Origin of the sequence: Pseudomonas fluorescens, from assembly GCF_001307155.1 — a bacterium.
Taxonomy (GTDB): Bacteria; Pseudomonadota; Gammaproteobacteria; order Pseudomonadales; family Pseudomonadaceae; genus Aquipseudomonas; species Aquipseudomonas helvetica.
This window is the reverse complement of sequence record NZ_CP012830.1, coordinates 5912873-5934630: the sequence shown is the minus strand read 5'-3', so window position 1 is coordinate 5934630 and position 21758 is coordinate 5912873. Positions and strand designations below refer to the sequence as shown.

Sequence of the window (21758 nt, the reverse complement as noted above, 5' to 3'; positions counted from 1 at the left end):
ATGGCTCTGCGGCAGCATTGCAGATTTCCCGGAGCAATGGAGATTTCCAGGCGTCTCACATGAGGTTGCCGCACAGAGTCAGGAGATATACCCAGTTGAAGGAAAGGCTTTCAGATTTTGCAGTGCTCATATTGATGGTGCTTGGCGGCATTGCGTTGCTGTTCGTTGCTAAATACTGCATTGAATACTTCGTAGGCCCCATTGCTGAATCATGGATCGATCTCGCGCTCGTCCTCTCGGGCTATGTACTGTTCTTTCTTCTTGAACCCATTCGCAAGTCGGTAAGTAAAAAATGGAGTAAAGGGGCGAGACGAAAAAGACACAGTGAGAGAGTGTGAGGGGCGTTGATAAGGCGCTGGCATGCGTAGGCGGCGGTGATATTTCCGTAACCATGACAACCCTTTCACGAAGTCTTCACCCTGACCGGCCTAGATTGATCTGACTCCTTTGTGATATCCCCTTCAAGCCCGCCCGCATGCGGGCTTTTTTTCGTCCTCAATATTGTCCATTCGTCGACAGGCTCTCCAATGAGTCTCCATAGATTACTTTTGCCGAGGCCTGACAAATTCTATAAAGTTAACCATTAGGTCAGCTTTTCGGCTTTTCAGCCCTTCGCATTGCGAGGAAGGGCTCCTGAGGTTTTCCCTGTACACCATAACGACATGGGCGGAATTCATAACCGTCCAGAGGATGATCCATGTCCAACCGTGAAATATCCCGGCGCTCCTTCTTGCAGGGCGGGTTGATTGCTGGTGTCAGCGTGACGCTGACACCGCTCAGCTCCCAGGCGCTGGCTGCCTTGATGGAAAACAGCGTGACCGTGCCGTCCGAGCAATGGCTCGGCAACAACGGCAAGGCACGCATGCGCAACGACTCATTGTCCAAGGTTTGCGGCAGCAAGGTATTTGCCCGCGACATCCGCGCCAAGGACATGCCGGGCTGGCCACAGCAACAAGGCCACGCGATGTTGCTCAAAACCATTCGCGCCGACCGTATTTATGACGGATTCGACCTGTCGTTGCTGGGGGCCGAATTGCAGCCTGATCGCATCGTCACCGCTGAAGACCTGGACAAGGACGGCATCGTTTTTCCTGAAGACCACGCCCCCGATCCGCTGCTGCCAATCGGCAAGGTGCCGATGTTCATCGGCCACCCGGTAGCGATCCTGATCTGGAACGATTTCGAGCGTTTCCGCCAGGCCAAGAACACGCTCAAGTTCAACGACAAAGCGATCCGCTACGGCGCCGAGGCGCCGTTTTACACGCGCGATCCTTATGGCAGTTTCCGTTACGTGCGGGTCGGTGGGGCGACCTCGGCAGATGAAGATGAATTCGCCAGCCTGAAGGACTCGATCCTGTTTCCGATGATTCGCGAACGGCGTCCGGTGTGGAACACCCAGCCGAACCTGCATGGCAACCTGACCGAGCGCGGTCTGTTTTATGCCGATCGCATGAAGCAGCAACTGGAAACCCCGCCAGAAGGCTGGATGGTTTTCGACGAGCGCTACAAGACGCCGTCGATTGAACCGGCTGCAATGGAACCGGACAACGGCAACGGTTGGTACGACCCGGCGACCAAGACCCTGCATTTTGTCGTCGCGACCCAGTGTCCGCTGGAGGCTGCGACTGAAACCGCGAAGATGATCGCGCCGTCGCGTTTCGGCTTGAGCACGCTGAACATGCATCCAGGCTACACCGTTGGATACGGCTCCAAAGACCACAACATCTTTGTCTACTACGCGGCGCTGGCGGCGTTGTATGGCGGCGGTGTGCCGGTGCGTCTGGCCAACGACCGCTACGAGCAGTTCCAGAGCGGTATCAAGCGTCATCCGTTCGACATTCGCTACCAGTTGGCCGTCGACAAACAGGATCACAGCTTCAAGATTTTCCGCGCGGACATGAACGTCGACGGTGGTGGGCGAATCAACTACAGCCCTTCGGTGGCGGCGGTTGGTGCGACAGCCGCACAGTCGATTTACTACATGCCGCAGAACGACCTGCAAGTGACCGCGTACCATTCACGTGGTGTTGAAGCCGGCTCCATGCGGGGTTACGGCACCCTGCAAAGCATGGCCGCTACCGAGATGATGGTGGATGAAATCGCTGATCGGCTGGGCATTGATGCCATCGACCTGCGCAAGAAAAACGTGCTGCTGTCGGGGATGAAAAACACCCAGGGCGCGGTGCCGGCAGGTGCATTGCGCCTGCATGAAATTCTCGAAAAAGCGGCCGGCAACGAGCTCTGGAAAAACCGTCACGCGTTGAAAAAACAAGAGGACGCCAAGGACCCGGACAACTGGTACGGCATCGGCTTCGCCATTTGCCAGAAAGACTTCGGCACCGGTTCCGAAGCGCCGATGGCCAGTATCGAATTCAGCGCTGACGGGCATATCACGCTGCGCCATATCGGCATCGAGATTGGCACCGGCATGTCCACTTCCCAGGCCTTGGTGGTCGCCGATTTCCTCGGTAACCCGGCCAGTGAAGTGAAGACCGGTGAAACCGAATGGAAAGAGCTGCAGCTGACCAGCAGCGGCAACCCCTACCTCATGAGCCAGGCCGAGCAGGACACCGTGCTGCGCAACCCGCGTTGGGTCGGCAAAATTGCCTCGGCGTCGTCGGCAACCAACTCCGCCTATTACTTCAGCCATGCGACCCGTGAAGCGGCGCGTGTGTTGTTCAATCACGGTCTATGGCCGGCCGCCGTCGAGATCTGGCGTCAGGGGCCGTTCGGTGGTCAGGCCAACCCGTATGTGCTGCGCCGCGAAGACGCGCATTGGGTGGACGGCAAACTGACCGCCAACGGCATGGAACCGCTGCCATTTGCGGTGCTGGCCAAACGTGCCCATGAGCGCGGTCTGGTGACTGGCGCGACGGTGCACGGTTTCAACCGCTGGAGCTGGGCCGAGGCGGAGTACAGCATCAATGGCGTGCGCGAGCGTCTACCGCTCGACGGTCTCGCCGTGAAGTATGGCGACGGTGCGCCGAACGCGATCAAGGCGCAGATGAACAGCGCCGGTTTCCACCTGCTGGATCGGCAGAACATTGCCTACCCGGCGACCCAGTTGAACAACGCGGCGGTGACCTATTACAGCCCCGTGGCGACGCTGGTTGAACTGAAAGTGAACAAGGGTTCGGGCGAGGTGAAAGTCCTCAACCATCACTCCTGGCTTGAATGTGGCCGGGTGCTGGTGCCAGAACTGGTCAAGGGCCAGCTCGAGGGCGGGATTGCCATGGGCATCGGCCACGCGCTGCTGGAAGAAATGCCGCTGTACGAAGGTGGACCGGGGGAGGGTGACTGGAACTTCAACCGTTACCGTTTGCCGCGTGCCAAGGACGTCGCGGTCTGGACGCAGACTTCGGAAATCCTCCCGCCATTGTCGCCGAGCGATCCGTCCAAGGGCATCGCCGAAGTGGTGATGATTCCGGTGGTGGGCGCCATCGCCAACGCCGTGGCCCATGCAATCGGCAAACGGGTCCGTGACCTGCCTATCACTCCAGCACGCATCAAGGAGGCCCTCAATGGCTAACTGTCCGCTTCAAATGACCCTCAATGGTCAATCCGTCGGTCCCGTCGAGGTCCCTGATGATCTGCCGATGATCGACTACCTGCACGAATACCGAAACCTCACCGGCTCGCGCCTGGGCTGTGGCCAGGGCATTTGTCACGCCTGCGTGGTGATTGTCGACAACCCCGACGGCACCAGCGAAGAAGTACGCACCTGCATTACCGGCGCGCATTACTTCGAGGGCAAGAAAGTCCGCACCATTGAAGGCCATGCGCGCCGCGATGAAAGCGGCAAGGTCACCGAGCTGACCCCGATTCAGCAACGCTTCGTCGATGAATTCGCCTTCCAGTGCAGCTATTGCGCCCCGGGCTTCGTCAACGCCGCGACCGTACTGGTTGAAAAACTCCAGCGTCAGCCGATCAGCAAAAGCCAACTGGAAGCAGTTATCGAAGACAGCCTCGGCCACCACATTTGCCGCTGCACCGGCTACGTGCGCTATTACAGCGCCACGCGCCACGTGTTGACCGATCTCGGCCTGGTCAAGGAGGGTTGAGCATGAAGCGACTACTTTCCAGCCTTGGCACGGCGGTTGGCCTGGCCGTTTCGCTGATGGCGATCCAGCAGGCCCAGGCAGCCGATCAGCAGCAGATCAAGCGCGGTGAATACCTGGCGCGGGCGGCGGACTGCATGGCTTGCCACACCGCACCCGGTGGCGCGCCTTACGCGGGCGGCCTGCCGATCGTGTCACCGTTCGGCACCATTTATGGCACCAATATCACCCCGGACAAAGACCACGGGATCGGCCAGTACAGCGACGATGAATTCTTCGCTGCGCTGACCGAAGGCAAGCGTCGTGATGGCGCCAACCTGTACCCGGCGATGCCGTACACCTCGTATCACTTGATGCCGCGTGAAGACTCCGACGCCATTCACGCGTACCTGCAGACGGTCGCGCCGATCAACCGTGCTGCACCGGTCACCCGCCTGAGCTTTCCGTTCAACGTGCGTCTGGGGTTGATGGGCTGGAACATGCTCTACGGCAAGGACGTGAAACTGACGCCGGCTGAAGGCAAAAGTGAAGACTGGAAACGCGGCCAGTACCTGGTCGACGTACTCGGTCACTGTGGCGAATGCCACACGCCGCGTGGTTTGCCCGGCGCGATGCAACAAGACAAACGCTTGACCGGCGGCCTGCTCAATGGCTATCTGGCGCCGAGCTTGCTCGCCAACGATTTGGCGGCACGCGGCTGGACGCATCAGGACCTGAGTTCTTTCCTCAAGCACGGCATGAGCGCTCAAGGTACGATGTTCAACGAGATGTTTCCGGTGTTTCATAACAGCACCCAGAACCTCAATGAGCCGGACCTGGCGTCCATGGCGACTTTCCTGCTCGGCGACCCGCCACCGCAAGCGCGGGTGTTGAGCGAAGTGCCGTTGGACAAAATGACCGAAAGCGCCCGGCGCGGCCGTCAGGATTACCTGAACGTTTGCGCCGGTTGCCATGGCGTCAACGGCGAGGGCAAGCCGCACATCGCGGTGGCGATGCAAGGCAACACCACGTTGCGCCTGGAAGATCCGCGCAACCTGTTGCGGGTGATCGAAGACGGGATTGGCGAGCAAAAATTTGCCGGCTTCGAGCGCATGCAACCGATGCCGGGTTTCGCCGACAAGTTGAGCAATCAACAAATGACGGACCTGATCAGCTATTTGCGTCAGGCCTGGGGCGGTCAACCGGCTGATCTGCTGATCGGCCAGATCGAGCAATTGAAGGCAGATGCTCCCGTTGAGCACAAGGCACACTGATATGCAGCATCTTGACCTGCAAGTGGTTCGGCGAGCGTTGGCCTGGTCCAGCGCTGGTCAGCATGTATGGCTCTGCAGCGTGCTCGGCACCTACGGCTCGGCGCCTCGTGCGCCGGGCTCGATGTTGGCGGTCAACGACAGCGGGCAATGGATTGGCTCGTTGTCGGGCGGCTGCGTCGAGGACGACTTTCTGGCGCGCATGGCCGAAGGGGCGTTCCTCGACGCCGTTTCGGTGGTGCGTTACGGCGAAGGTGATGATCCACGTTCCACGATAAAACTGCCCTGCGGCGGGTTACTCGACGTACTGGTGGAAAAGCTTGAACCTGAATGCGAGGTCCAAGCCCATCTGCGCGAACTGGAGTCCGCGTTGCTGGGGCAGCGTCGTTTGATTCGCGAAGTGAATCTGGCCAGCGGCGCACGCAGTCTACTGGTTGACCGTGAACACGGGCCGCGTATCGAACGGGAAATCGACCGGGTGCGTGTGCGTATCGGTGCGGCCCAACGCTTGTTGCTCGCCGGTTATTCCAGCGTGTCCCAGGCGTGTGCCGAGTTTGCCGTGGGGCTGGGTTTCGAAGTGATTCTGTGCGATCCGCGTGATGAAGTCCTCGATGGTGTGGTCCTTGAGAACGTGGAGATTCGTCGCGAGTTGCCGTCGATGTTCATCGCCAATGGTGGTTGCCACAGCGATACCGCCGTGGTGGCGCTGACACACGATCCGCGCATCGACGACCTGGCCATGATGGAAGCGGTGCGCACCGAGGCGTTTTACATCGGTGTGATGGGCTCGATGCAAACCTCGCAAAAGCGCTTTGAGCGTTTACGGCGTATCGGTGGTTTGGGCGAAGCTGAGCTGGCCCGTATTCACGCGCCGATCGGGCTTAATCTGGGCAGCAAGACACCCGCGGAAATCGCCTTGGCGGTGCTCGCCGATATTCTGCGTATTCGCAGCGGTATAGCTCGGGATCAACTCTGAAAAACAGCGTGTCGGTGTGCTGCCGATCCCTGGCGAGTCCCGACTTCAGCGTATGAATCGGGACTTGCTTAGCGGAATCGAGGCAGTGGCCGGTCGACAGGTTTGAGTGATGTCAGCGCGTTCTGAATCAGCGGGGCATCTTTCTCGATGTCTTGCAGACGGTCGCGAATTTTCATCGCGGTGGGGTGGCCGCCATGGATATCGACCCAGTCGGCGATTTCCTTGCAGGCAGCCGCCAAGCGCGCCTGACGTGAGTCGAGCAGGGTCAGCAAGGTAGTGATGGACTCTTTTTCGGACATGAGAAACACCTCCGTATCAGAGAAGCTTTTGATCGAGCAACAAAACGCTCGCCGGGCGCGAGCGTTTGCCGATGAAGTCGCCGATCCTTCAGCTGGAATCAGTATAGACCCGCAATGCCAATGGCAGCGGAGCCGCGTGCAGCCTGGGTTTCAGACTTTACGCGAGACCCGCGAGCTGGCGGCATTGAGCCGTCGGCACTCCTTCATGGCATCTTCCATACGCTCATAACCGTCACCTATAAAGCCGCCACCCGTGCGTGTATCGGCGATCCGGTACCAGACCGCCGTTATCGGCTGCTGACCAGACACTTCACCCGCACGGCGACCCTGAACGGTGGCCTTGTTGCAACGCTTCACAACGAATATGTCTTCCATGGCGTCACCGGACGCTCCAGTCATGTACACATCAACTATAGAAGCAAGTTGAAAAGGTGCAAAAGCGGTCTGTGCTGTTCGTCGCTTGATTCAATGCTCAGACCGCGCTTCGACACGTTGCAGGTTCCACCCCGTAGGCTGCCAGTGCAAGGTATGGGTGGGCGCCAGGGCCCGCAGGAATTCGGTGTCATGGGAGGCGGCAATGAGCGCTCCGGGAAAGTCGCGTAATGCCTGTTCCAGCGCCTGCACAGACACAAGGTCGAGGTGATTGGTCGGCTCGTCAAGCAACAGCAACTGGGCCGGGTTTTCTCGCCATAACGCGATGGCAATAGCCGCTTTCAAACGTTCGCCACCGCTGAGCAGGCGAGTCGGCACGTTCACCCGCACAGCGTCCAGTTGCAGCTGGGCCAGCCGGCTGCGCACCGAGCCTTCCGATAGCGGTGTGTCGAGCAGGTTCAACTGCTCGACGATGGAGCGTTCTGGATCGAGCAACTCCAGTCGTTGGTCAAGGTAAGCGTTGGGCACGTGGGTCAGGCAATCACCGCTGACAGGGTTGCAGTGCGCTGCGAGCATTTTCAGCAAGGTGGATTTTCCGCAGCCGTTCGGCCCACTGAGCGCAATGCGCACAGGGCCTGCAAGTGAAATAGTGAGGAATGTCGTTGGCGCCTCGGGTGCCAGCCAGGGCAGTTGCGCGTCGATCAGCGTGATCACCTGTCGGTTGGCCGGCACAGCGGTTCCCGGCAGGGTCATCAGCACCGGCTCTGACGGTTTAATCCGTGCGTTGGCCTCCCGTACCTGCTCATTCATCGCTGATTTCTGGGCCTGATGAGCGTGACGTACGTGGCCCATGATCTTGGTGGCCGCACCTTTCATCCTGGCGCGTTCGAAGCGTGAGACGTTGGCGGTTTCAGCGTTTTTGCGTGATCCGGCAGCGCGTCGCTGAATGGTGTCGTGTTCGCGCTGTAGCCGTTTCAGCTCGCGACTGCGCAGGGTGCGGTTGTGCTCAAGGGCTGCATGCGCCGCAGCTTGCTCGACTTCGCGCTGCTCAAGGTAAGCCGCATGATTACCACCAAAGACCTGCACACCCAGTGCGCTGAGTTCGACGATGCGTTGAAGGCTGTTGAGCACCGTTCGATCATGGCTGACCACGATCACCCCTCCGCGCCAGTGGTCGAGCCGGTCCATTAGCCAGCGGCGGCCGTCAGCATCCAGATGGTTGGTCGGTTCATCCAGCACCAGCAAATCGGCCTGGCTGAGGAATGCGCCGATCAGTGCGATGCGGGCACGTTGGCCGCCGCTGAGGGCGTCCATAGGGTGTTGCGCCATCAGCTCTGGCAGGCCGGCTTCATCGAACAACAGGCGCAATTGTTCGGGCAGATCCCAGCGTTCAGCCGCCTGTTCAAGGTCTTGGGTGGATGCGCTGCCGCTGGCCAGCCGGGCGAGCGCATCGAGTGTCTCGGCGATACCCGCCGCTTGCGCAACGCTCTGGCCGCTGATCGCAATCGGCTCTTGCGCCACATAGGCGACGCTGCCAAAGCGGCTGAGTGTGCCGGAAGCGGGCGTCAAGTCGCCGGCAATCAGTCGGGCAAGCACGGATTTGCCGACGCCGTTACGGCCAACAATGCCGGTGGGACGATGATCGAAGTGCAGGTTCAGGGAGTCGAACAGTGTTTCGCCATTGGCGAGCTGATAGGACAGTTGGTTCAGGGTTACGAGCACAGGCAGACGCGTGACGTGAGTCATGGCACCTCCAAAAAATGTCGAAAAGACCAACAAGTGCCGGTGGCAGCTTGTTGCGCATACATTTTTGAAAGGCTTAGTTGTTCACGTCGAAAGGTCATCCGGCATAGGGGAGAGGCGGCTAGCCTAGCTCAAAAGACTTTCCCCTTACAACGCTTATGGTCTTGTTGCACGCCCCAGCCGTTTACGCGAGGACCGCCACCGCCTTGATTTGCGCCCATAGTTGCTGGCCGGGATGCAGTTGCAAGTGATCGCGGGAATAGCGGGTGATGCGCGCGAGCAACGGTGTTCCCGCAGCGTCCAGGCGTACCAGCACATGGGCGGCGTTGTCCGCGGAAATTTCGCTGGTGACCGTCACTGGCAAGCGATTGAGGATGCTGCTGAGTTCACCGCCCTGAAGACTCAGGCTGACATCGCGAGCCTGGACTTTGATGCGCAACAACTTGCCCACGGCCATAGGCGAATGCGCGACCCGCACATTCAATTGGCTGCGGGGCAGTTGCAGGGCCAGCAGTTGGTAATGGGCGTCGTAGTCCGTCACCTGACCCTCGATCACTACGCCGGCGTCGTCGCCCAAGGCCAGTGGCAGGTCGAGCCGCGCCAGCGTTTCGCCGATGGGCCCGCTGGCCAGGGCTTTGCCGTAGCTCAGCAGGACAATGTGGTCGGCCAGTCGTGCGACCTCATCCTGCGAGTGACTGACGTACAGCACCGGGATTTCCAATTCGTCGTGCAGTCGTTCGAGGTACGGCAGGATTTCGCTTTTGCGCTGCGAGTCCAGCGCGGCCAGTGGCTCGTCCATCAACAGCAGTTTCGGGCTGGTGAGCAACGCCCGGGCAATACCGACCCGTTGGCGCTCGCCGCCCGAGAGGTGTTGTGGATGTCGGCCGAGCAAGTGGCCGATTCCCAGCAGTTCGGTGGCGTGGGCCATGTCGACCCGGCGTTTCTGGCGTGGAATACGCCGCAGGCCAAATTCCAGGTTGGCCAGCACCGACAGATGGGGAAACAGACTGGCCTCCTGAAACACATAACCCAGCGCCCGTTTGTGCGGGGCGACAAAGAGTTTCTTGTCGCTGTCCTGCCAGATTTCATCATTGATCTGGATAAAGCCTTGTTCGGCCTTTTCCAGTCCGGCGATGCAGCGCAGGCAGGTGGTTTTGCCCGAGCCGGAATGACCGTACAGCGCCGTGACGCCGCGGCCGGGCAGGTGCAGGTCGACGTCCAGGGAAAAATCCGGGTAGCTCAGTTTCAGCCGAGCGTGAATCGTTGAGGTCATCGATCAGCTCCAGCCGGCTTTGGTTTTGCGGCTGGAGTACAGCGCCAGCAATACCAGGAACGAGAACGCCAGCATTGCCCCGGCCAGCCAGTGGGCCTGGCCATATTCCATGGCTTCGACATGATCGTAGATCTGCACTGACACCACGCGGGTTTTGTCCGGGATATTGCCGCCGATCATCAGCACCACGCCGAACTCACCGACGGTATGGGCGAAGCCGAGAATGGCCGCGGTGATAAAGCCTGGCCTGGCCAACGGCAAGATCACGGTGAAAAAAGTGTCCCAAGGGTTGGCGCGCAAGGTGGCGGCCACCTCCAGCGGACGCGGACCAATCGCCGAGAAGGCGTTCTGCAGTGGCTGGACGACAAAGGGCATCGAGTAGATAACCGAACCGATCACCAGCCCGGCAAAACTGAACGTCAACGTGCCCAGCCCCAGTGCCTGGGTGAACTGGCCGATGACCCCGTTAGGACCGAGGGTCAGCAGCAAATAGAAGCCGATCACCGTCGGCGGCAGCACCAGGGGCAGGGCGACAATGGCGCCGATGGGCCCGCGCAACCAGGAGCGGGTGCGCGACAGCCACAACGCAATCGGAGTGCCGATGACCAGCAGGATGGCCGTCGTCAGGGAGGCCAGCTTGAGGGTCAGCCAGATGGCGGAAATATCGGCACTCGATAGCGTCATTTAGAGTTGATAACCGTAGGACTTGATGACGGCAGCGGCTTTAGGCCCTTTGAGGTAAGCAACCAGCGCCTTGGCGGCCGGGTTGTCTTTGCCTTTGTTGAGGATCACTGCGTCTTGTTTGATCGGGTCGTGCATGTCGGCTGGAACGATCCACGCCGAACCGCCGGTGACTTTGCCGTCTTTATAGATCTGCGACAAGGCGACGAAGCCTATTTCCGCATTCCCGGTGGAGACGAACTGGTAGGCCTGGGTGATGTTCTGGCCTTCGACGATCTTGCCCTTGACCTTGTCGGTCAGGCCCAGTTTAGCCAATACCTGGGTGGCCGCGAGACCGTAAGGGGCGGCTTTCGGGTTGGCGATCGACAGGTGCTGATAGGTGTTGTCGCTGAGCACTTTGCCTTTGGCGTCAACGTAACCGTCCTTGGCCGACCACAGTGCCAGGGTGCCGATGGCGTAGGTGAAACGCGAACCTTTGACCGTGTCGCCTTCGTTCTCGAGTTTTTGCGGGGTGCTGTCGTCAGCCGACAGGAGCACTTCGAACGGCGCACCATTTTTGATCTGGGTGTAGAACTGGCCCGTGGCGCCATAGGCGGCAACCAGTTTGTGCCCGGTGTCTTTTTCGAAATCGGCGGCAATGGCCTGGATCGGTGCGGTGAAATTGGCTGCGACCGCAACCTGGACTTCATCGGCCTGGGCTGAGCCAAACGCGAACACGGCGAGCAAGGATGCCAGGCAAGTGGGGGCAAAACGTGAGGCACGAATAGTCATGAAGCGGCTCCGGGGTAGGCAGGTGCAGTGGGCAGTTTTTATGGGGGGTGGACTGCACCGGTGCGAAAGAATGAAACGCTATATAGGTGAATATATAGCGAATTGCCGACAAACGGAACGTATCAAATACCACTCAATGAGCCGACACGCGCTCTGTTCCCCGTTACCCCCGTTACCCCCGTTACCCCCGTTACCCGTACCTCGTAGCAGCTGCCGAGCCCGCGAGGCTGCGTTCGAGGCGGGCCGCGTTCGGACGAAGTCCTCGCAAATCCTGCAAACGCGGTTTGCCTGAAAGAACGCATGGCCTCATTCAGCGACTGCTGCGCAGCCGAACGCAGCCTCGCGGGCTCGACAGCTGCTACGTGGCCGAACGAGCTGCTACGGGGTTTTTGATCGTTACCACGCAAAGCATGGGAACGATCAAATGGTGTTTAGCGACGCGCCATCAAGGCCAGCGCCTCGTCAGCCAGCCGCCGGGTCAACTCAGCGGTCGGTAATTCAATCCCAAGCCGTAGCGCTTGTCCGGCCCAGAGGTTGCTGAAGTCCGCTTCATCCTTGGCACGCAGTGGCATCAGCGCGCCGCCGGCCAATGGGAAGGCCGGAGCTTGCGGGCTGATCGGGCCGAGTTCGCGCATGACCCGATTGAGAATCCCTCGCGCCGCACGCCCGGTAAAAATATTGGTCAGCGCCGTCTCGCTTTCCTTGGCGCTACGCAAGGCCCGGTGATGGGAGGCGCTGACCTTGGCTTCCGGGGTAAACAGGTAGGCGGTGCCCAGTTGCACTGCCGAGGCCCCCAAGGCGAAGGCGGCGACAATCCCGCGTGCGTCGCCGATCCCGCCCGCAGCGATCACCGGTACGCTGACGGCATCGACGATCTGTGGTACCAGGGCAAAGGTACCGACCTGACTGTTCAGATCATCGCTGAGAAACATCCCGCGATGGCCTCCGGCCTCGTAGCCCATGGCGATAATCGCGTCGCAGCCATGCTGTTCCAGCCAGATGGCCTCATCGACGGTAGTTGCCGAAGACAGGACTTTCGCGCCAGTGGCTTTGACCCGATCGAGCAGGGATTTTTCCGGTAGGCCGAAGTGAAAACTCACCACCTGCGGACGGAACTCTTCGACCACCGCGCAGGCGGCGGCATCGAACGGCGCACGATTGGAAACCGGGGTCGGTGCGTCGAAGTCAGCGCCCAGCTCGCGGTAATACGGTTCCAGCAGGTTTTTCCATTGCTGAGCGCGTTGCTCGTCGGCCACGGGTGGTTGATGGCAGAAGAAGTTCACGTTGAACGGGCGCTGGCTGTGTTGCCGGATGACCTTCAGCTCTTCGCGCAACTGTTCGACGCTGAGCATGGCCGCGGGCATTGAGCCCAGGGCGCCGGCATTGCTGGCTGCAATGACCATGGCCGATCCGGTGGCGCCGGCCATGGGAGCCTGGATGATCGGCAATTCAATGCCGAGCAGATCAAGAATACGGGTGTCAGGCCACGGGTTCATCGCAACGTCCTCCTTATGACAAGAGCGGCTTTTGTAGCAGGAGTCAGCGTCACAAGGCCAGTGGCCTTTAGGCGCAGATGCCGAGCGCAACAAAGTTGTAGCGTCCGGTTGTGCCAGCGCTCACGCCAATGGCATGGTGGCCGCTTGTGGTGGATGTGAATCGTTAACGACGGAGAAACTGTTCCATGGATTTGAAACAACTTGAGGTTTCGCCATTCCGCGTATCGGGATTGCGTGTACGTACGTTTAACAGCGCCGAGCAGCAGGCAGCTACCGCCAGAATCGGTCCGATGTGGCAGCGATTTTTTGCCGAAGGGCTGTTTGACAAGATTGCCAATAAAAAGCCGGACTCACCGGCTTACGGGGTGTACTCCCACTATGAGTCCGATGTATCCGGGGCTTTCGACGTGACAGCCGGGGTGGCGGTCAATGAAGCCGCCCCCGGTTATGAAACCATTGAGGTGCAGGGCGGCCAGTATCTGGTTTTCGAGGCGAAGGGGGCAATGCCCGGCAGTGTGATCGAGGCGTGGGGCAGGGTCTGGGCGTATTTTGAGGCCAATCCGCAGGTCAAACGCCGATTTGCCACCGACTTCGAGGCCTATACCGGCCCTGAGTCAGTGGCCGTGTATATCGGCATTTTCTGAGATTTAGTTTCACGCGCAAGCAACTGACGCTTGCGCTCCACCCCCCAGCGGTAGCCCGAGAGATCGCCATCGCTGCGCACCACCCGATGGCAGGGAATGGCCACCGCGAGGTTGTTGGCACCGCAGGCCTGGGCCACGGCACGGAAGGCTTTTGGCGCGCCGATGCGCTGGGCAATTTCGGCGTAGCTGGCGGTGCTGCCCGCCGGAATATCCCGCAGCGCCATCCACACCCGCTCCTGAAACGCCGTGCCGCGCACATCCAGCGGCAGGTCCAGGCCAAGCGCCGGGGCTTCGATGAAACCCACCACCTTGGCAATCAGCTGTTCGAAGTCATGGTCGGCGCCAATCAGGTTGGCCTGGCGGAACCGGTCTTGCAGGTCGCAGACCAGCGCGTGGGGATCGTCCCCCAAGAGGATCGCGCACACCCCGCGTTGACTCTGTGCCACCAGAATCGCCCCTAATGAACATTGGCCAACGGCAAACCTGATGTCGGTGTTCTGGCCCGCAGCGCGGTAGTCGCTGGGCTTCATGCCAAGCAGATGATCGGCGGACTCGTAGAAGCGGCTGTTGGAATTGAAACCTGCCTCATACAGCGCGTCGGTCACCGAACCGGCGACTTCCAGGCGTTCACGAACCCTGCGTGAACGTTGCGCAGTGGCATAGCCCTTGGGCGTCAAGCCGGTGACAGCCTTGAACACCCGGTGAAAGTGGAAAGCGCTCATTCGTGCGGTCTCTGCCAGTTCGTTCAAGCTGGGCAATGTCTCGGCAGCCTCGATCTGCCGACAGGCTGCAGCGACCAGTGTGGCGTGCTGCACGGCGAGATGAGTCTGGTCTGTTGCTGCGCGTTTGCTCGGGCGATAACCGGCCGCCTGAGCCTGTTCCTCGGTGTCGAAAAACTCGACGTTTTCCGGTTTTGGCAATCGCGCCAGGCTGCTCGGGCGGCAGTAGATCCCGGTGGTTTTCACCGCGTAGACAAACTGGCCGTCAGCGCGCGGGTCGCGCGCCAGCACCGCGGACCAACGGGGATCTTGTTCTGTGGTGGGTTTGGCAGTGGTCATGGGGGATACCGGTAGAAGGTTTATTCATACGCAGCCTAGCGAGTGTGGGCGCTGAGGACACTCCGGCGCTTGCGGTCAAATTCCGGATGTCATCCCGCCGTGCGGAAGGTGAAGTTGATTCGCTGTCCGCCCAGTTGCGGGTGATGACCGTCCTTGAGCGGCAGCACGCCGTGATAACGCAAGCGATCCACGCCGCCCCACACCACGATGTCACCGTGAAACAGCGGCACTCGCAGACTCTCGTCGCTGCGCTTGAAACCGCCGAACAGGAACATCGCCGGCAGACCGAGGGACACCGAGACAATCGGCGGATCGTAGGACCGTTCATCCTTGTCCTGATGCAACGACATCTTGGCGCCCGGCAGGTATCGGTTGATCAGGCAGGCATCGGGCTCGAAGTGATGGAAACCGGCTTCTCGTGCGGCGGCCTGTGCCAGTTCCCGAAAGACCTCGGGCATCGCCGGCCAGGGCTGGCCGCTGACGGGATCGATGCGAGTGTAGCGATAGCCACTGCGATCGGTGGTCCAGCCCAGCGTGCCACAACTGCTCAAGCCTACAGACATGGTGAAACCGCCAGGGGTGACCATCTGTCGAAACGGTGCGGCCAGTAGAATCTTCTCCAGCGCCGGTAGCAATTGCACCACCCAGGGCAGGGCGAAACCTCGCAGAACGAAAGACTGTTCGCCGATTTTCTCGGTTCTGGCCGGTTGCCGGTCTTCATCGGCAAACAGCTCGAAGGTCGCTGGAGGCATCGCTTTACTGCGCATCGTGAAAGATCACTCCAAGGGTATGCCGTTTGCCGCTGTGCAGGCGACTGACGCCGTGGCGCAGGTTCACCCGGTAATCGCCGCGAACACCTTTGACCGGGCGCTGATGCACGGCAAAAATCAGCGCATCGCCTTTTTCCAGGCTCATCACCATGGGCCGTGATTGCATCCGTGGGCGTTGCTCGGTGAGCACGAATTCGCCGCCGGTAAAATCTTCGCCGGGAGTGGACAGCAGAATCGCCACTTGCAGCGGGAACACATGCTCGCCGTACAGATCCTGATGCAAACAGTTGTAGTCCTGTGGGCCATATTGCAGCAACAGCGGCGTAGGGCGCTCCTGTCCCGCGTCATGACAACGTTGCAGGAAGGCTGCGTGTTCCGTGGGAAAGCGCCCGGGCAAGCCCATCCGTTCATTCCAGCGATTGGCCAGCGGGACAAGCCTTGAGTAGAGGGTGCTGCGCAGGCAAGCAACGATATCCGGCAGCGGGTATCTGAAATATTTGTACTCGCCGCGCCCGAAACCATGCCGGGCCATTATCACGTGCGAGCGGAAAAGCGCAGGCTGAGCATAGAGCGCGCTGAGGTCTGCACATTGCTCGGGGTTGAGCAGTCCTTTGATTGTCGCGCAGCCGTCCCGGTCGAGGTCTTGCTCCAGGGAAGGCCAATCCAGTGCATTGATGCGCGAGGCCAGAGGCTGTTCGCCCATTGCACGGACACCGTCGATATAACGCGCTACCGAGGTGTTGTGCGGCAAAGAAATCGACATGTCCGGCTCCTGAACTCAAGGTTGAGGTGTGCCAGTCTGGGGAGTACGAAGGCGGGCGACACTCCGGTGCTTGCGGTCGAACTCCGGAGTGGTTGTGCCAGGGGTTACAGCGCTTTGCTGACCTTTATATCGCTGATTCCGGACAAGTCGCCGTGAATCGCTTCAAGTGCCGCTCTGGCTTCTTCTTCGGTGCCGGTTTCAAGCTGGGCAAACTCGAAGCGGCGTTCTTCGTTGAGTTTGTATTTGATGACGTATTTAGTCGTTTGGGCCACGGTCGTACCTGTCTGTCGCAGTGCGGGCCGAGGTCTCAGCTGAGTTTCGAGCTGGACCGGCGGATGATTTTGATCGAGTGGGTCAAGGTCGGTTTGCGGGTCACGCTGATCGGCCGGCGGTTGACCGTGTCGATGGTGATGTTCCAGAAGCCGGTGCTTGGCGCGGTGATTTTCGCAGGGAAGGTGTCAAACGCGCCGCCGTGGTAAGTGTGGCGGCCGCCGTTCTTGAAGCTGCGAAAATTGGCGTCGTTCATCAAGCGGATGTTGCACATTTGAGAGCATTGAATGACGACGATGTCATCTTCATTGAGGTGCTCGCGCTGGTGGATAAATTTCATGGGGGCGCCTCCAGAAGGGCTTTTTCTACAAAATCAAAACGATAGCATGGGCGATGGCGCAGTTTATCAGCCCGAACGGTTTATTATTGGGCTACCGCGAGGTGCTTTGACAATTAAAAACAGCTATTCGGGTTTTTATGGGTGATAAAGCAGCGGTCTCCGGAGAAAAACAGTATTTGCGCTGTCGGAGCGTCTTTAAGGGAGGATTAGTATGAAGCGGGGTGTTTTGGTACTGGCGTTGGCGATGAGTGGTTGCGCGACTGTCTCGGACATTAGTCAGACGCTGCCGACCATGAATGTGATCTCGGGGAAAAAACCTCAAGCGTACGCCGACTGCGTGGCCAAACATTTGGCCAGTACCCGAGGGGCTGTGCAAATGGAGCCCTACAACAAGGACGGTGTCCGGGTCATTGTTGCAGGAAAACTGTCTGCGAGCCCGTCTGCGGTGTTTGACATCGAAGAGCGATCCGGCGGAAGTAGCATCAAGCTCCACGAAAGCATGTCCAATGTGCCAATTCGGCCTGGAGATGTGCAGGATGCGGCCAACACATGCATTTCTGGCTCATAGTTTTTTCGGTGATTCTCTCTCGCTCGCTGAATTTGAAATTGGCTGATTGACCGTATCGTCCGATAAACTATCGTCAATCAGCAGGAGTGCCGTCCAGCTTCGGGCTTGGGCGGCACTGTCATTTCTGGAGTGGTCAATGAAGCGAGAGCAAGTAAGAGAGCGGCATGCAGAGGGGCACATCTCTGCGACGCATGTGATTCAAAACCCGGCAAACTCCGGGGAGTGGATTGTGTTCTTCAAGAAAAGTGCAGGGCGCAGCTATTTCCTGGTGGATGAAAACGACGAGGTCGAATCATTTAGTCGGCTGGATGATTTGATCGAGACAGTACGCGGGCTCGGGATCAAATTCGCCGAAATTCACATGTAACGGCTATAGCGTCCTGCCGGTTACTTGCACACCACTACGACGCTGCGGCTCTTGTAGTTGCCAACGTCGACGCCCAGGGTCTTGTCGCTTTCCTTGGTGGCTGGCGTGCCATCGGTGCCAATGATCCGATAGCCGGTACCCGCGCAGGAATCGTCAGCCATTTGATAACATTTGGCCCAAGAGTTGGCTTCACCCGAGCAGTCGATCGACAGGCCTTGCTCGCCATTGTTCAGATAGGTTTTGGATGCAGTAGCGCAACCGCTCAAGGCCAGCACCGCAATCAGAGCCAGATATTTTTTCATGTTTGGGTCGTCATCGAGTGAACAGTGTGTAAGGGGCGCGAGTCGCCCTGAAGCCAGATGCTATAGCGAACAATCATTTCGGTACAGACAAACACAAAAAAGCCCTGCGCGTTAGCAGGGCTCTTTCGAGGGCGGTGTTACTCAGGTTTGGCGCCGCGCCGCTTGGGTGCAGGCGGGGTGTCTTGCAGCACCGAGGCGACTTCAATTGCCAACGCTTCCGTGGGGAAAGGCCCGGCGATGTTTTCGCCGCTGACGCTGTCGACCCACCACTGGCGATCTTTGGCTTGATTGATCAGGTAACCGTTTACGCTTTTTGCTGCCGACATCTATCTGCCTCGTTGGCTGGTTCAATCGCACAATGATAACTGGAAACGTGCCCCGGCGCGTTCACTGGTCTAAAGTGACGTCTTTGCGTTGTTCCGTACGCCTTGGCCTGGAGGCTAATCTGCGTCGTTGTGGAACTATCCGCCGAAATATTTCTCTATGATGGCATCGGTTAGCCAGTGTGGGGCATTGTAAGGTGCTCGCCGGCTGATTAGACTGCGCCGAAACTCGTACACACAGCCCTTTTAAGGACTTTTATGATCAAGAAATGCTTGTTCCCAGCAGCCGGTTACGGTACTCGCTTCCTGCCAGCGACTAAAGCCATGCCTAAAGAAATGCTGCCGGTGGTGAACAAGCCACTGATCCAGTACGGCGTTGAAGAAGCGCTGGACGCTGGTTTGACAGAAATTTCCATCGTGACCGGTCGTGGCAAACGCGCCCTGGAAGACCACTTCGACATCAGCTACGAGCTGGAAAACCAGATCAAGGGTACTGACAAAGAGAAGTACCTGGTCGGCATCCGTAAACTGCTCGACGAGTGCTCGTTCTCCTACACCCGTCAAACCGAAATGAAAGGCCTGGGTCACGCCATTCTGACCGGCCGTCCGTTGATCGGTGACGAACCGTTCGCGGTCGTGCTGGCGGACGACTTGTGCGTCAACCTGGACGGCGACGGCGTACTGACCCAGATGGTCAAACTGTACAAACAGTACCGTTGCACCATCGTCGCGATCCAGGAAGTCGACCCGCAGGAAACCAACAAATACGGCGTGATCGCTGGCGATTTGATCGGTGACGACCTGTACCGCGTCCGCAACATGGTCGAGAAGCCAAAGCCGGAAGATGCTCCATCCAACCTGGCGATCATCGGTCGTTACATCCTGACCCCGGACATCTTCAAGCTGATCGAAGAAACCGAGCCAGGCAAAGGCGGCGAGATCCAGATCACCGACGCCCTGATGAAACAGGCGCAAGACGGTTGCGTGATTGCCTACAAGTTCAAAGGCACGCGTTTCGACTGCGGTGGCGCTGAAGGCTACATCGAAGCGACCAACTTCTGCTTCGAACACTTCTACAAGACTGGCAAGGCTTACTAAAAGCGCTTCGCTGTTTTGTTCTGAAAAGCCACCTTCGGGTGGCTTTTTCGTTTTCCGGCCCCATGTCATTCGCAGCGCTGACCGAGAAAGCTGCAGCGGGTATGCTTGTGGCCTGCCGAGGAGATTGAAAATGGCCTACGATTTTGACCTTTATGTGATTGGCGCCGGTTCCGGCGGTGTACGAGCAGCACGTTTCGCAGCAGGTTTCGGCGCGAAAGTGGCAGTGGCCGAGAGCCGCTATCTGGGCGGGACTTGCGTCAACGTTGGCTGCGTGCCGAAGAAGTTGTTGGTTTACGGGGCGCATTTTGCCGAAGACTTCGAGCAGTCGCAGGGCTTTGGCTGGTCGTTGGGCGAGGCGAATTTCGATTGGGCAACGCTGATCGCCAACAAGGATCGCGAGATCAATCGGCTGAACGGTATCTACCGCAATCTGCTGGTCGGCAGCGGCGTAACCTTGCATGAAGGTCACGCCAAAATCGTTGGCCCGCATGAGGTCGAGATCAACGGCGAGCGGCATACCGCCAAGCACATTCTGATTGCCACCGGCGGCTGGCCGCAGATCCCCGAGATTCCGGGGCACGAGCACGCCATCAGCTCCAACCAGGCGTTTTTCCTCAAAGAGCTGCCCAAGCGCGTTCTAGTGGTCGGTGGCGGCTATATCGCCGTAGAGTTCGCCGGGATTTTCCACGGGCTGGGCGCCGAAACCACCTTGCTGTATCGCGGTGAGCTGTTCCTGCGTGGCTTCGACGGCTCGGTGCGCAAGCATTTGCAGGAGGAACTGACCAAGCGCGGGATGAATCTGCAATTCAATGCCGACATCGAGCGCATCGAAAAGCAGGCTGATGGCAGTTTGAACGTGACCCTCAAGGATGGTCGCGAGTTGCAGGCAGATTGCGTGTTCTACGCCACGGGGCGTCGTCCAATGGTCGACAACCTGGGGTTGGAGAACACCAAGGTCACGCTCGACAAGAAAGGCTTTGTCGAAGTCGACGAGTTGTATCAAACCGCTGAGCCATCGATTCTGGCGATTGGCGATGTGATTGGTCGCGTGCAATTGACGCCGGTAGCCCTGGCTGAAGGCATGGCGGTGGCGCGTCGGTTGTTCAAGCCTGAGCAGTATCGTCTGGTCGACTACAAGATGATTCCCACGGCGGTATTCAGCTTGCCGAACATTGGCACCGTTGGCCTGAGTGAAGAGCAGGCGAGGGAAGAAGGTTATGAGGTGCAGATTTTCGAAAGCCGTTTCCGGCCGATGAAGCTGACCATGACCGAGTGCCAGGAGCGCACATTGATGAAATTGGTGGTGGACGCCAAGACCGACAAGGTTTTGGGTTGCCACATGGTCGGCCCGGAAGCGGGCGAGATCGTTCAGGGCCTGGCGATTGCCTTGAAGGCTGGCGCCACCAAGCGCGATTTCGACGAAACCATCGGCGTGCATCCTACCGCTGCCGAAGAGTTCGTCACCATGCGCACACCGGTAGCGGGCTAATCTCCCCATTCTCTCTGAAACGGTATCTGGCTCTGCGTTGATCGCGCAGGCCAGCCCGTTTCTCGGGATGGCCTGGATCGCTGAACAGGCTGTTGGCGAATTGATACGGTTTTCTTCTATTGAGAGTGCTGGCTAATAGCGAAAACCAATGAGTAGCATCAGGTTTGCCAATGAGCCATCCGTCGGTCGAGTGGGTAGGATTCACTCCATCAACTTCTCAACCCCTGACGGAGAGTCAACGATGCCTATCATCAACAGCCACGTAAAACCGTTCAACGCTACCGCATTCAAAAACGGCGCATTCGTCGAAGTGTCGGACGCCGATCTGAAAGGCAAATGGTCCGTCGTGTTTTTCTACCCAGCCGACTTCACCTTCGTTTGCCCAACCGAGCTGGAAGACCTGGCTGACAACTACGATGCATTCCAGAAGCTTGGCGTAGAAATCTACAGCGTGTCGACCGACACCCACTTTGCCCACGCTGCATGGCACAACACTTCGCCAGCGATCGAAAAAATCAAGTACACCATGATTGGCGATCCGACCCACGTGATCTCCCGTAACTTCGACGTGCTGATCGAAGAAGTCGGCCTGGCTGACCGTGGCACCTTCGTGATCAACCCTGAAGGCCAGATCAAAATCGTCGAGCTGAACGACGGCGGTGTAGGCCGTGACGCTTCCGAGCTGCTGCGCAAAATCAAGGCTGCCCAGTACGTTGCCGCTCACCCGGGCGAAGTCTGCCCAGCCAAGTGGAAAGAAGGCGAGGCCACCCTGGCTCCGTCCCTGGACCTGGTCGGCAAGATCTGAGTCTGTGAGCCACTCAAGAGCGCTAATCCGCACTTAAGTAAG

Annotated in this window: 25 protein-coding genes; 11 read left to right on the top strand and 14 right to left on the bottom strand. The window is 59.0% G+C overall.

The window, feature by feature from the left end; genetic code table 11:
• Positions 1–59 precede the first annotated feature (59 nt).
• The 5 genes from AO353_RS27080 to AO353_RS27060 all read left to right on the top strand — a co-directional run bounded on the left by AO353_RS27080 (position 60) and on the right by AO353_RS27060 (position 6284).
• Positions 60–338, top strand: a complete 279-nt coding sequence (locus AO353_RS27080) for a hypothetical protein (protein WP_237142941.1) — start codon at positions 60–62, stop codon at positions 336–338.
• 359 nt (positions 339–697) lie between these two features.
• Positions 698–3529 carry a xanthine dehydrogenase family protein molybdopterin-binding subunit gene (locus AO353_RS27075; RefSeq protein WP_054597741.1) on the top strand — a complete coding sequence of 944 codons (2832 nt, stop codon included), beginning with the start codon at positions 698–700 and terminating at the stop codon, positions 3527–3529.
• Entirely contained in the window at positions 3522–4061 is a 540-nt protein-coding gene (locus AO353_RS27070) for a (2Fe-2S)-binding protein (protein ID WP_054597740.1), read from the top strand. Before AO353_RS27075 ends, AO353_RS27070 begins: the two co-directional genes overlap by 8 nt.
• A 2-nt stretch (positions 4062–4063) precedes the next feature.
• On the top strand, positions 4064–5311 hold the full coding sequence (locus AO353_RS27065; protein WP_054597739.1) for a c-type cytochrome: 1248 nt from the start codon (positions 4064–4066) through the stop codon (positions 5309–5311).
• A gap of 1 nt (position 5312) precedes the next feature.
• Entirely contained in the window at positions 5313–6284 is a 972-nt protein-coding gene (locus AO353_RS27060) for an XdhC family protein (RefSeq protein ID WP_054597738.1), read from the top strand.
• A gap of 68 nt (positions 6285–6352) precedes the next feature.
• Here the strand turns inward: AO353_RS27060 and AO353_RS27055 are convergent, their stop codons facing one another.
• The 7 genes from AO353_RS27055 to AO353_RS27025 all read right to left on the bottom strand — a co-directional run bounded on the left by AO353_RS27055 (position 6353) and on the right by AO353_RS27025 (position 12919).
• Positions 6353–6583, bottom strand: coding sequence for a hypothetical protein (locus AO353_RS27055; RefSeq protein ID WP_054597737.1), 231 nt, complete (start codon positions 6581–6583; stop codon positions 6353–6355).
• A 150-nt stretch (positions 6584–6733) separates the two neighbouring features.
• Positions 6734–6958, bottom strand: a complete 225-nt coding sequence (locus AO353_RS27050) for a hypothetical protein (protein WP_054598357.1) — start codon at positions 6956–6958, stop codon at positions 6734–6736.
• Between the two features lie 90 nt (positions 6959–7048).
• Positions 7049–8701 (bottom strand): ABC-F family ATP-binding cassette domain-containing protein, encoded by a 1653-nt coding sequence (locus AO353_RS27045; protein ID WP_054597736.1) that lies wholly within the window; start codon positions 8699–8701, stop codon positions 7049–7051.
• Between the two features lie 181 nt (positions 8702–8882).
• Entirely contained in the window at positions 8883–9971 is a 1089-nt protein-coding gene (gene modC, locus AO353_RS27040) for a molybdenum ABC transporter ATP-binding protein (RefSeq protein ID WP_054597735.1), read from the bottom strand.
• 3 nt (positions 9972–9974) lie between these two features.
• Positions 9975–10655 (bottom strand): molybdate ABC transporter permease subunit, encoded by a 681-nt coding sequence (modB, locus tag AO353_RS27035; RefSeq protein WP_054597734.1) that lies wholly within the window; start codon positions 10653–10655, stop codon positions 9975–9977.
• The gene (modA, locus tag AO353_RS27030; protein ID WP_054597733.1) at positions 10656–11423 is read right to left on the bottom strand and encodes a molybdate ABC transporter substrate-binding protein; all 768 of its coding nucleotides are present in this window, start codon (positions 11421–11423) and stop codon (positions 10656–10658) included.
• Between the two features lie 431 nt (positions 11424–11854).
• The gene (locus AO353_RS27025; RefSeq protein ID WP_054597732.1) at positions 11855–12919 is read right to left on the bottom strand and encodes an NAD(P)H-dependent flavin oxidoreductase; all 1065 of its coding nucleotides are present in this window, start codon (positions 12917–12919) and stop codon (positions 11855–11857) included.
• 185 nt (positions 12920–13104) lie between these two features.
• Between AO353_RS27025 and AO353_RS27020 the strand changes: the two genes are divergently transcribed.
• A complete protein-coding gene (locus AO353_RS27020) occupies positions 13105–13563 on the top strand; it encodes a GyrI-like domain-containing protein (protein WP_054597731.1) in 459 nt (152 codons plus the stop codon).
• On the opposite strand, the gene ada is transcribed toward AO353_RS27020, so the two are convergent.
• The 5 genes from ada to AO353_RS27000 all read right to left on the bottom strand — a co-directional run bounded on the left by ada (position 13518) and on the right by AO353_RS27000 (position 16764).
• Positions 13518–14621, bottom strand: a complete 1104-nt coding sequence (ada, locus tag AO353_RS27015; RefSeq protein ID WP_054597730.1) for a bifunctional DNA-binding transcriptional regulator/O6-methylguanine-DNA methyltransferase Ada — start codon at positions 14619–14621, stop codon at positions 13518–13520. The two genes, AO353_RS27020 and ada, sit on opposite strands and share 46 nt — an antisense overlap.
• Positions 14622–14710: 89 nt before the next feature.
• A complete protein-coding gene (gene alkB, locus AO353_RS27010; RefSeq protein ID WP_371917665.1) occupies positions 14711–15373 on the bottom strand; it encodes a DNA oxidative demethylase AlkB in 663 nt (220 codons plus the stop codon).
• 4 nt (positions 15374–15377) lie between these two features.
• On the bottom strand, positions 15378–16094 hold the full coding sequence (locus AO353_RS27005) for a 2OG-Fe(II) oxygenase (RefSeq protein WP_054598356.1): 717 nt from the start codon (positions 16092–16094) through the stop codon (positions 15378–15380).
• 164 nt (positions 16095–16258) lie between these two features.
• Positions 16259–16426, bottom strand: a complete 168-nt coding sequence (locus tag AO353_RS31435; RefSeq protein ID WP_019690028.1) for a hypothetical protein — start codon at positions 16424–16426, stop codon at positions 16259–16261.
• Positions 16427–16461: 35 nt separating this feature from the next.
• On the bottom strand, positions 16462–16764 hold the full coding sequence (locus AO353_RS27000) for a DUF1883 domain-containing protein (RefSeq protein WP_019690029.1): 303 nt from the start codon (positions 16762–16764) through the stop codon (positions 16462–16464).
• A gap of 211 nt (positions 16765–16975) precedes the next feature.
• On the opposite strand from AO353_RS27000, the gene AO353_RS26995 reads away from it, so the two are divergent.
• Both AO353_RS26995 and AO353_RS26990 read left to right on the top strand, forming a co-directional pair.
• A complete protein-coding gene (locus tag AO353_RS26995) occupies positions 16976–17332 on the top strand; it encodes a hypothetical protein (protein WP_054597728.1) in 357 nt (118 codons plus the stop codon).
• A gap of 136 nt (positions 17333–17468) precedes the next feature.
• Positions 17469–17699 carry a hypothetical protein gene (locus AO353_RS26990; protein ID WP_054597727.1) on the top strand — a complete coding sequence of 77 codons (231 nt, stop codon included), beginning with the start codon at positions 17469–17471 and terminating at the stop codon, positions 17697–17699.
• 20 nt (positions 17700–17719) lie between these two features.
• Here AO353_RS26990 and AO353_RS26985 read toward each other — a convergent pair whose 3' ends face one another.
• On the bottom strand, positions 17720–18001 hold the full coding sequence (locus AO353_RS26985) for a hypothetical protein (protein ID WP_054597726.1): 282 nt from the start codon (positions 17999–18001) through the stop codon (positions 17720–17722).
• A 137-nt stretch (positions 18002–18138) separates the two neighbouring features.
• Positions 18139–18327 (bottom strand): hypothetical protein, encoded by a 189-nt coding sequence (locus AO353_RS26980; RefSeq protein WP_054597725.1) that lies wholly within the window; start codon positions 18325–18327, stop codon positions 18139–18141.
• A 255-nt stretch (positions 18328–18582) separates the two neighbouring features.
• On the opposite strand from AO353_RS26980, the gene galU reads away from it, so the two are divergent.
• From galU to ahpC, 3 genes are all read left to right on the top strand, one after another.
• Positions 18583–19422 carry a UTP--glucose-1-phosphate uridylyltransferase GalU gene (gene galU / locus AO353_RS26975; RefSeq protein ID WP_054597724.1) on the top strand — a complete coding sequence of 280 codons (840 nt, stop codon included), beginning with the start codon at positions 18583–18585 and terminating at the stop codon, positions 19420–19422.
• 130 nt (positions 19423–19552) lie between these two features.
• Complete coding sequence (gorA, locus tag AO353_RS26970) at positions 19553–20911, top strand: glutathione-disulfide reductase (protein WP_054597723.1); 1359 nt, start codon at positions 19553–19555, stop codon at positions 20909–20911.
• Between the two features lie 241 nt (positions 20912–21152).
• Positions 21153–21716, top strand: a complete 564-nt coding sequence (ahpC, locus tag AO353_RS26965) for an alkyl hydroperoxide reductase subunit C (RefSeq protein WP_054597722.1) — start codon at positions 21153–21155, stop codon at positions 21714–21716.
• Positions 21717–21758: the final 42 nt, after the last annotated feature.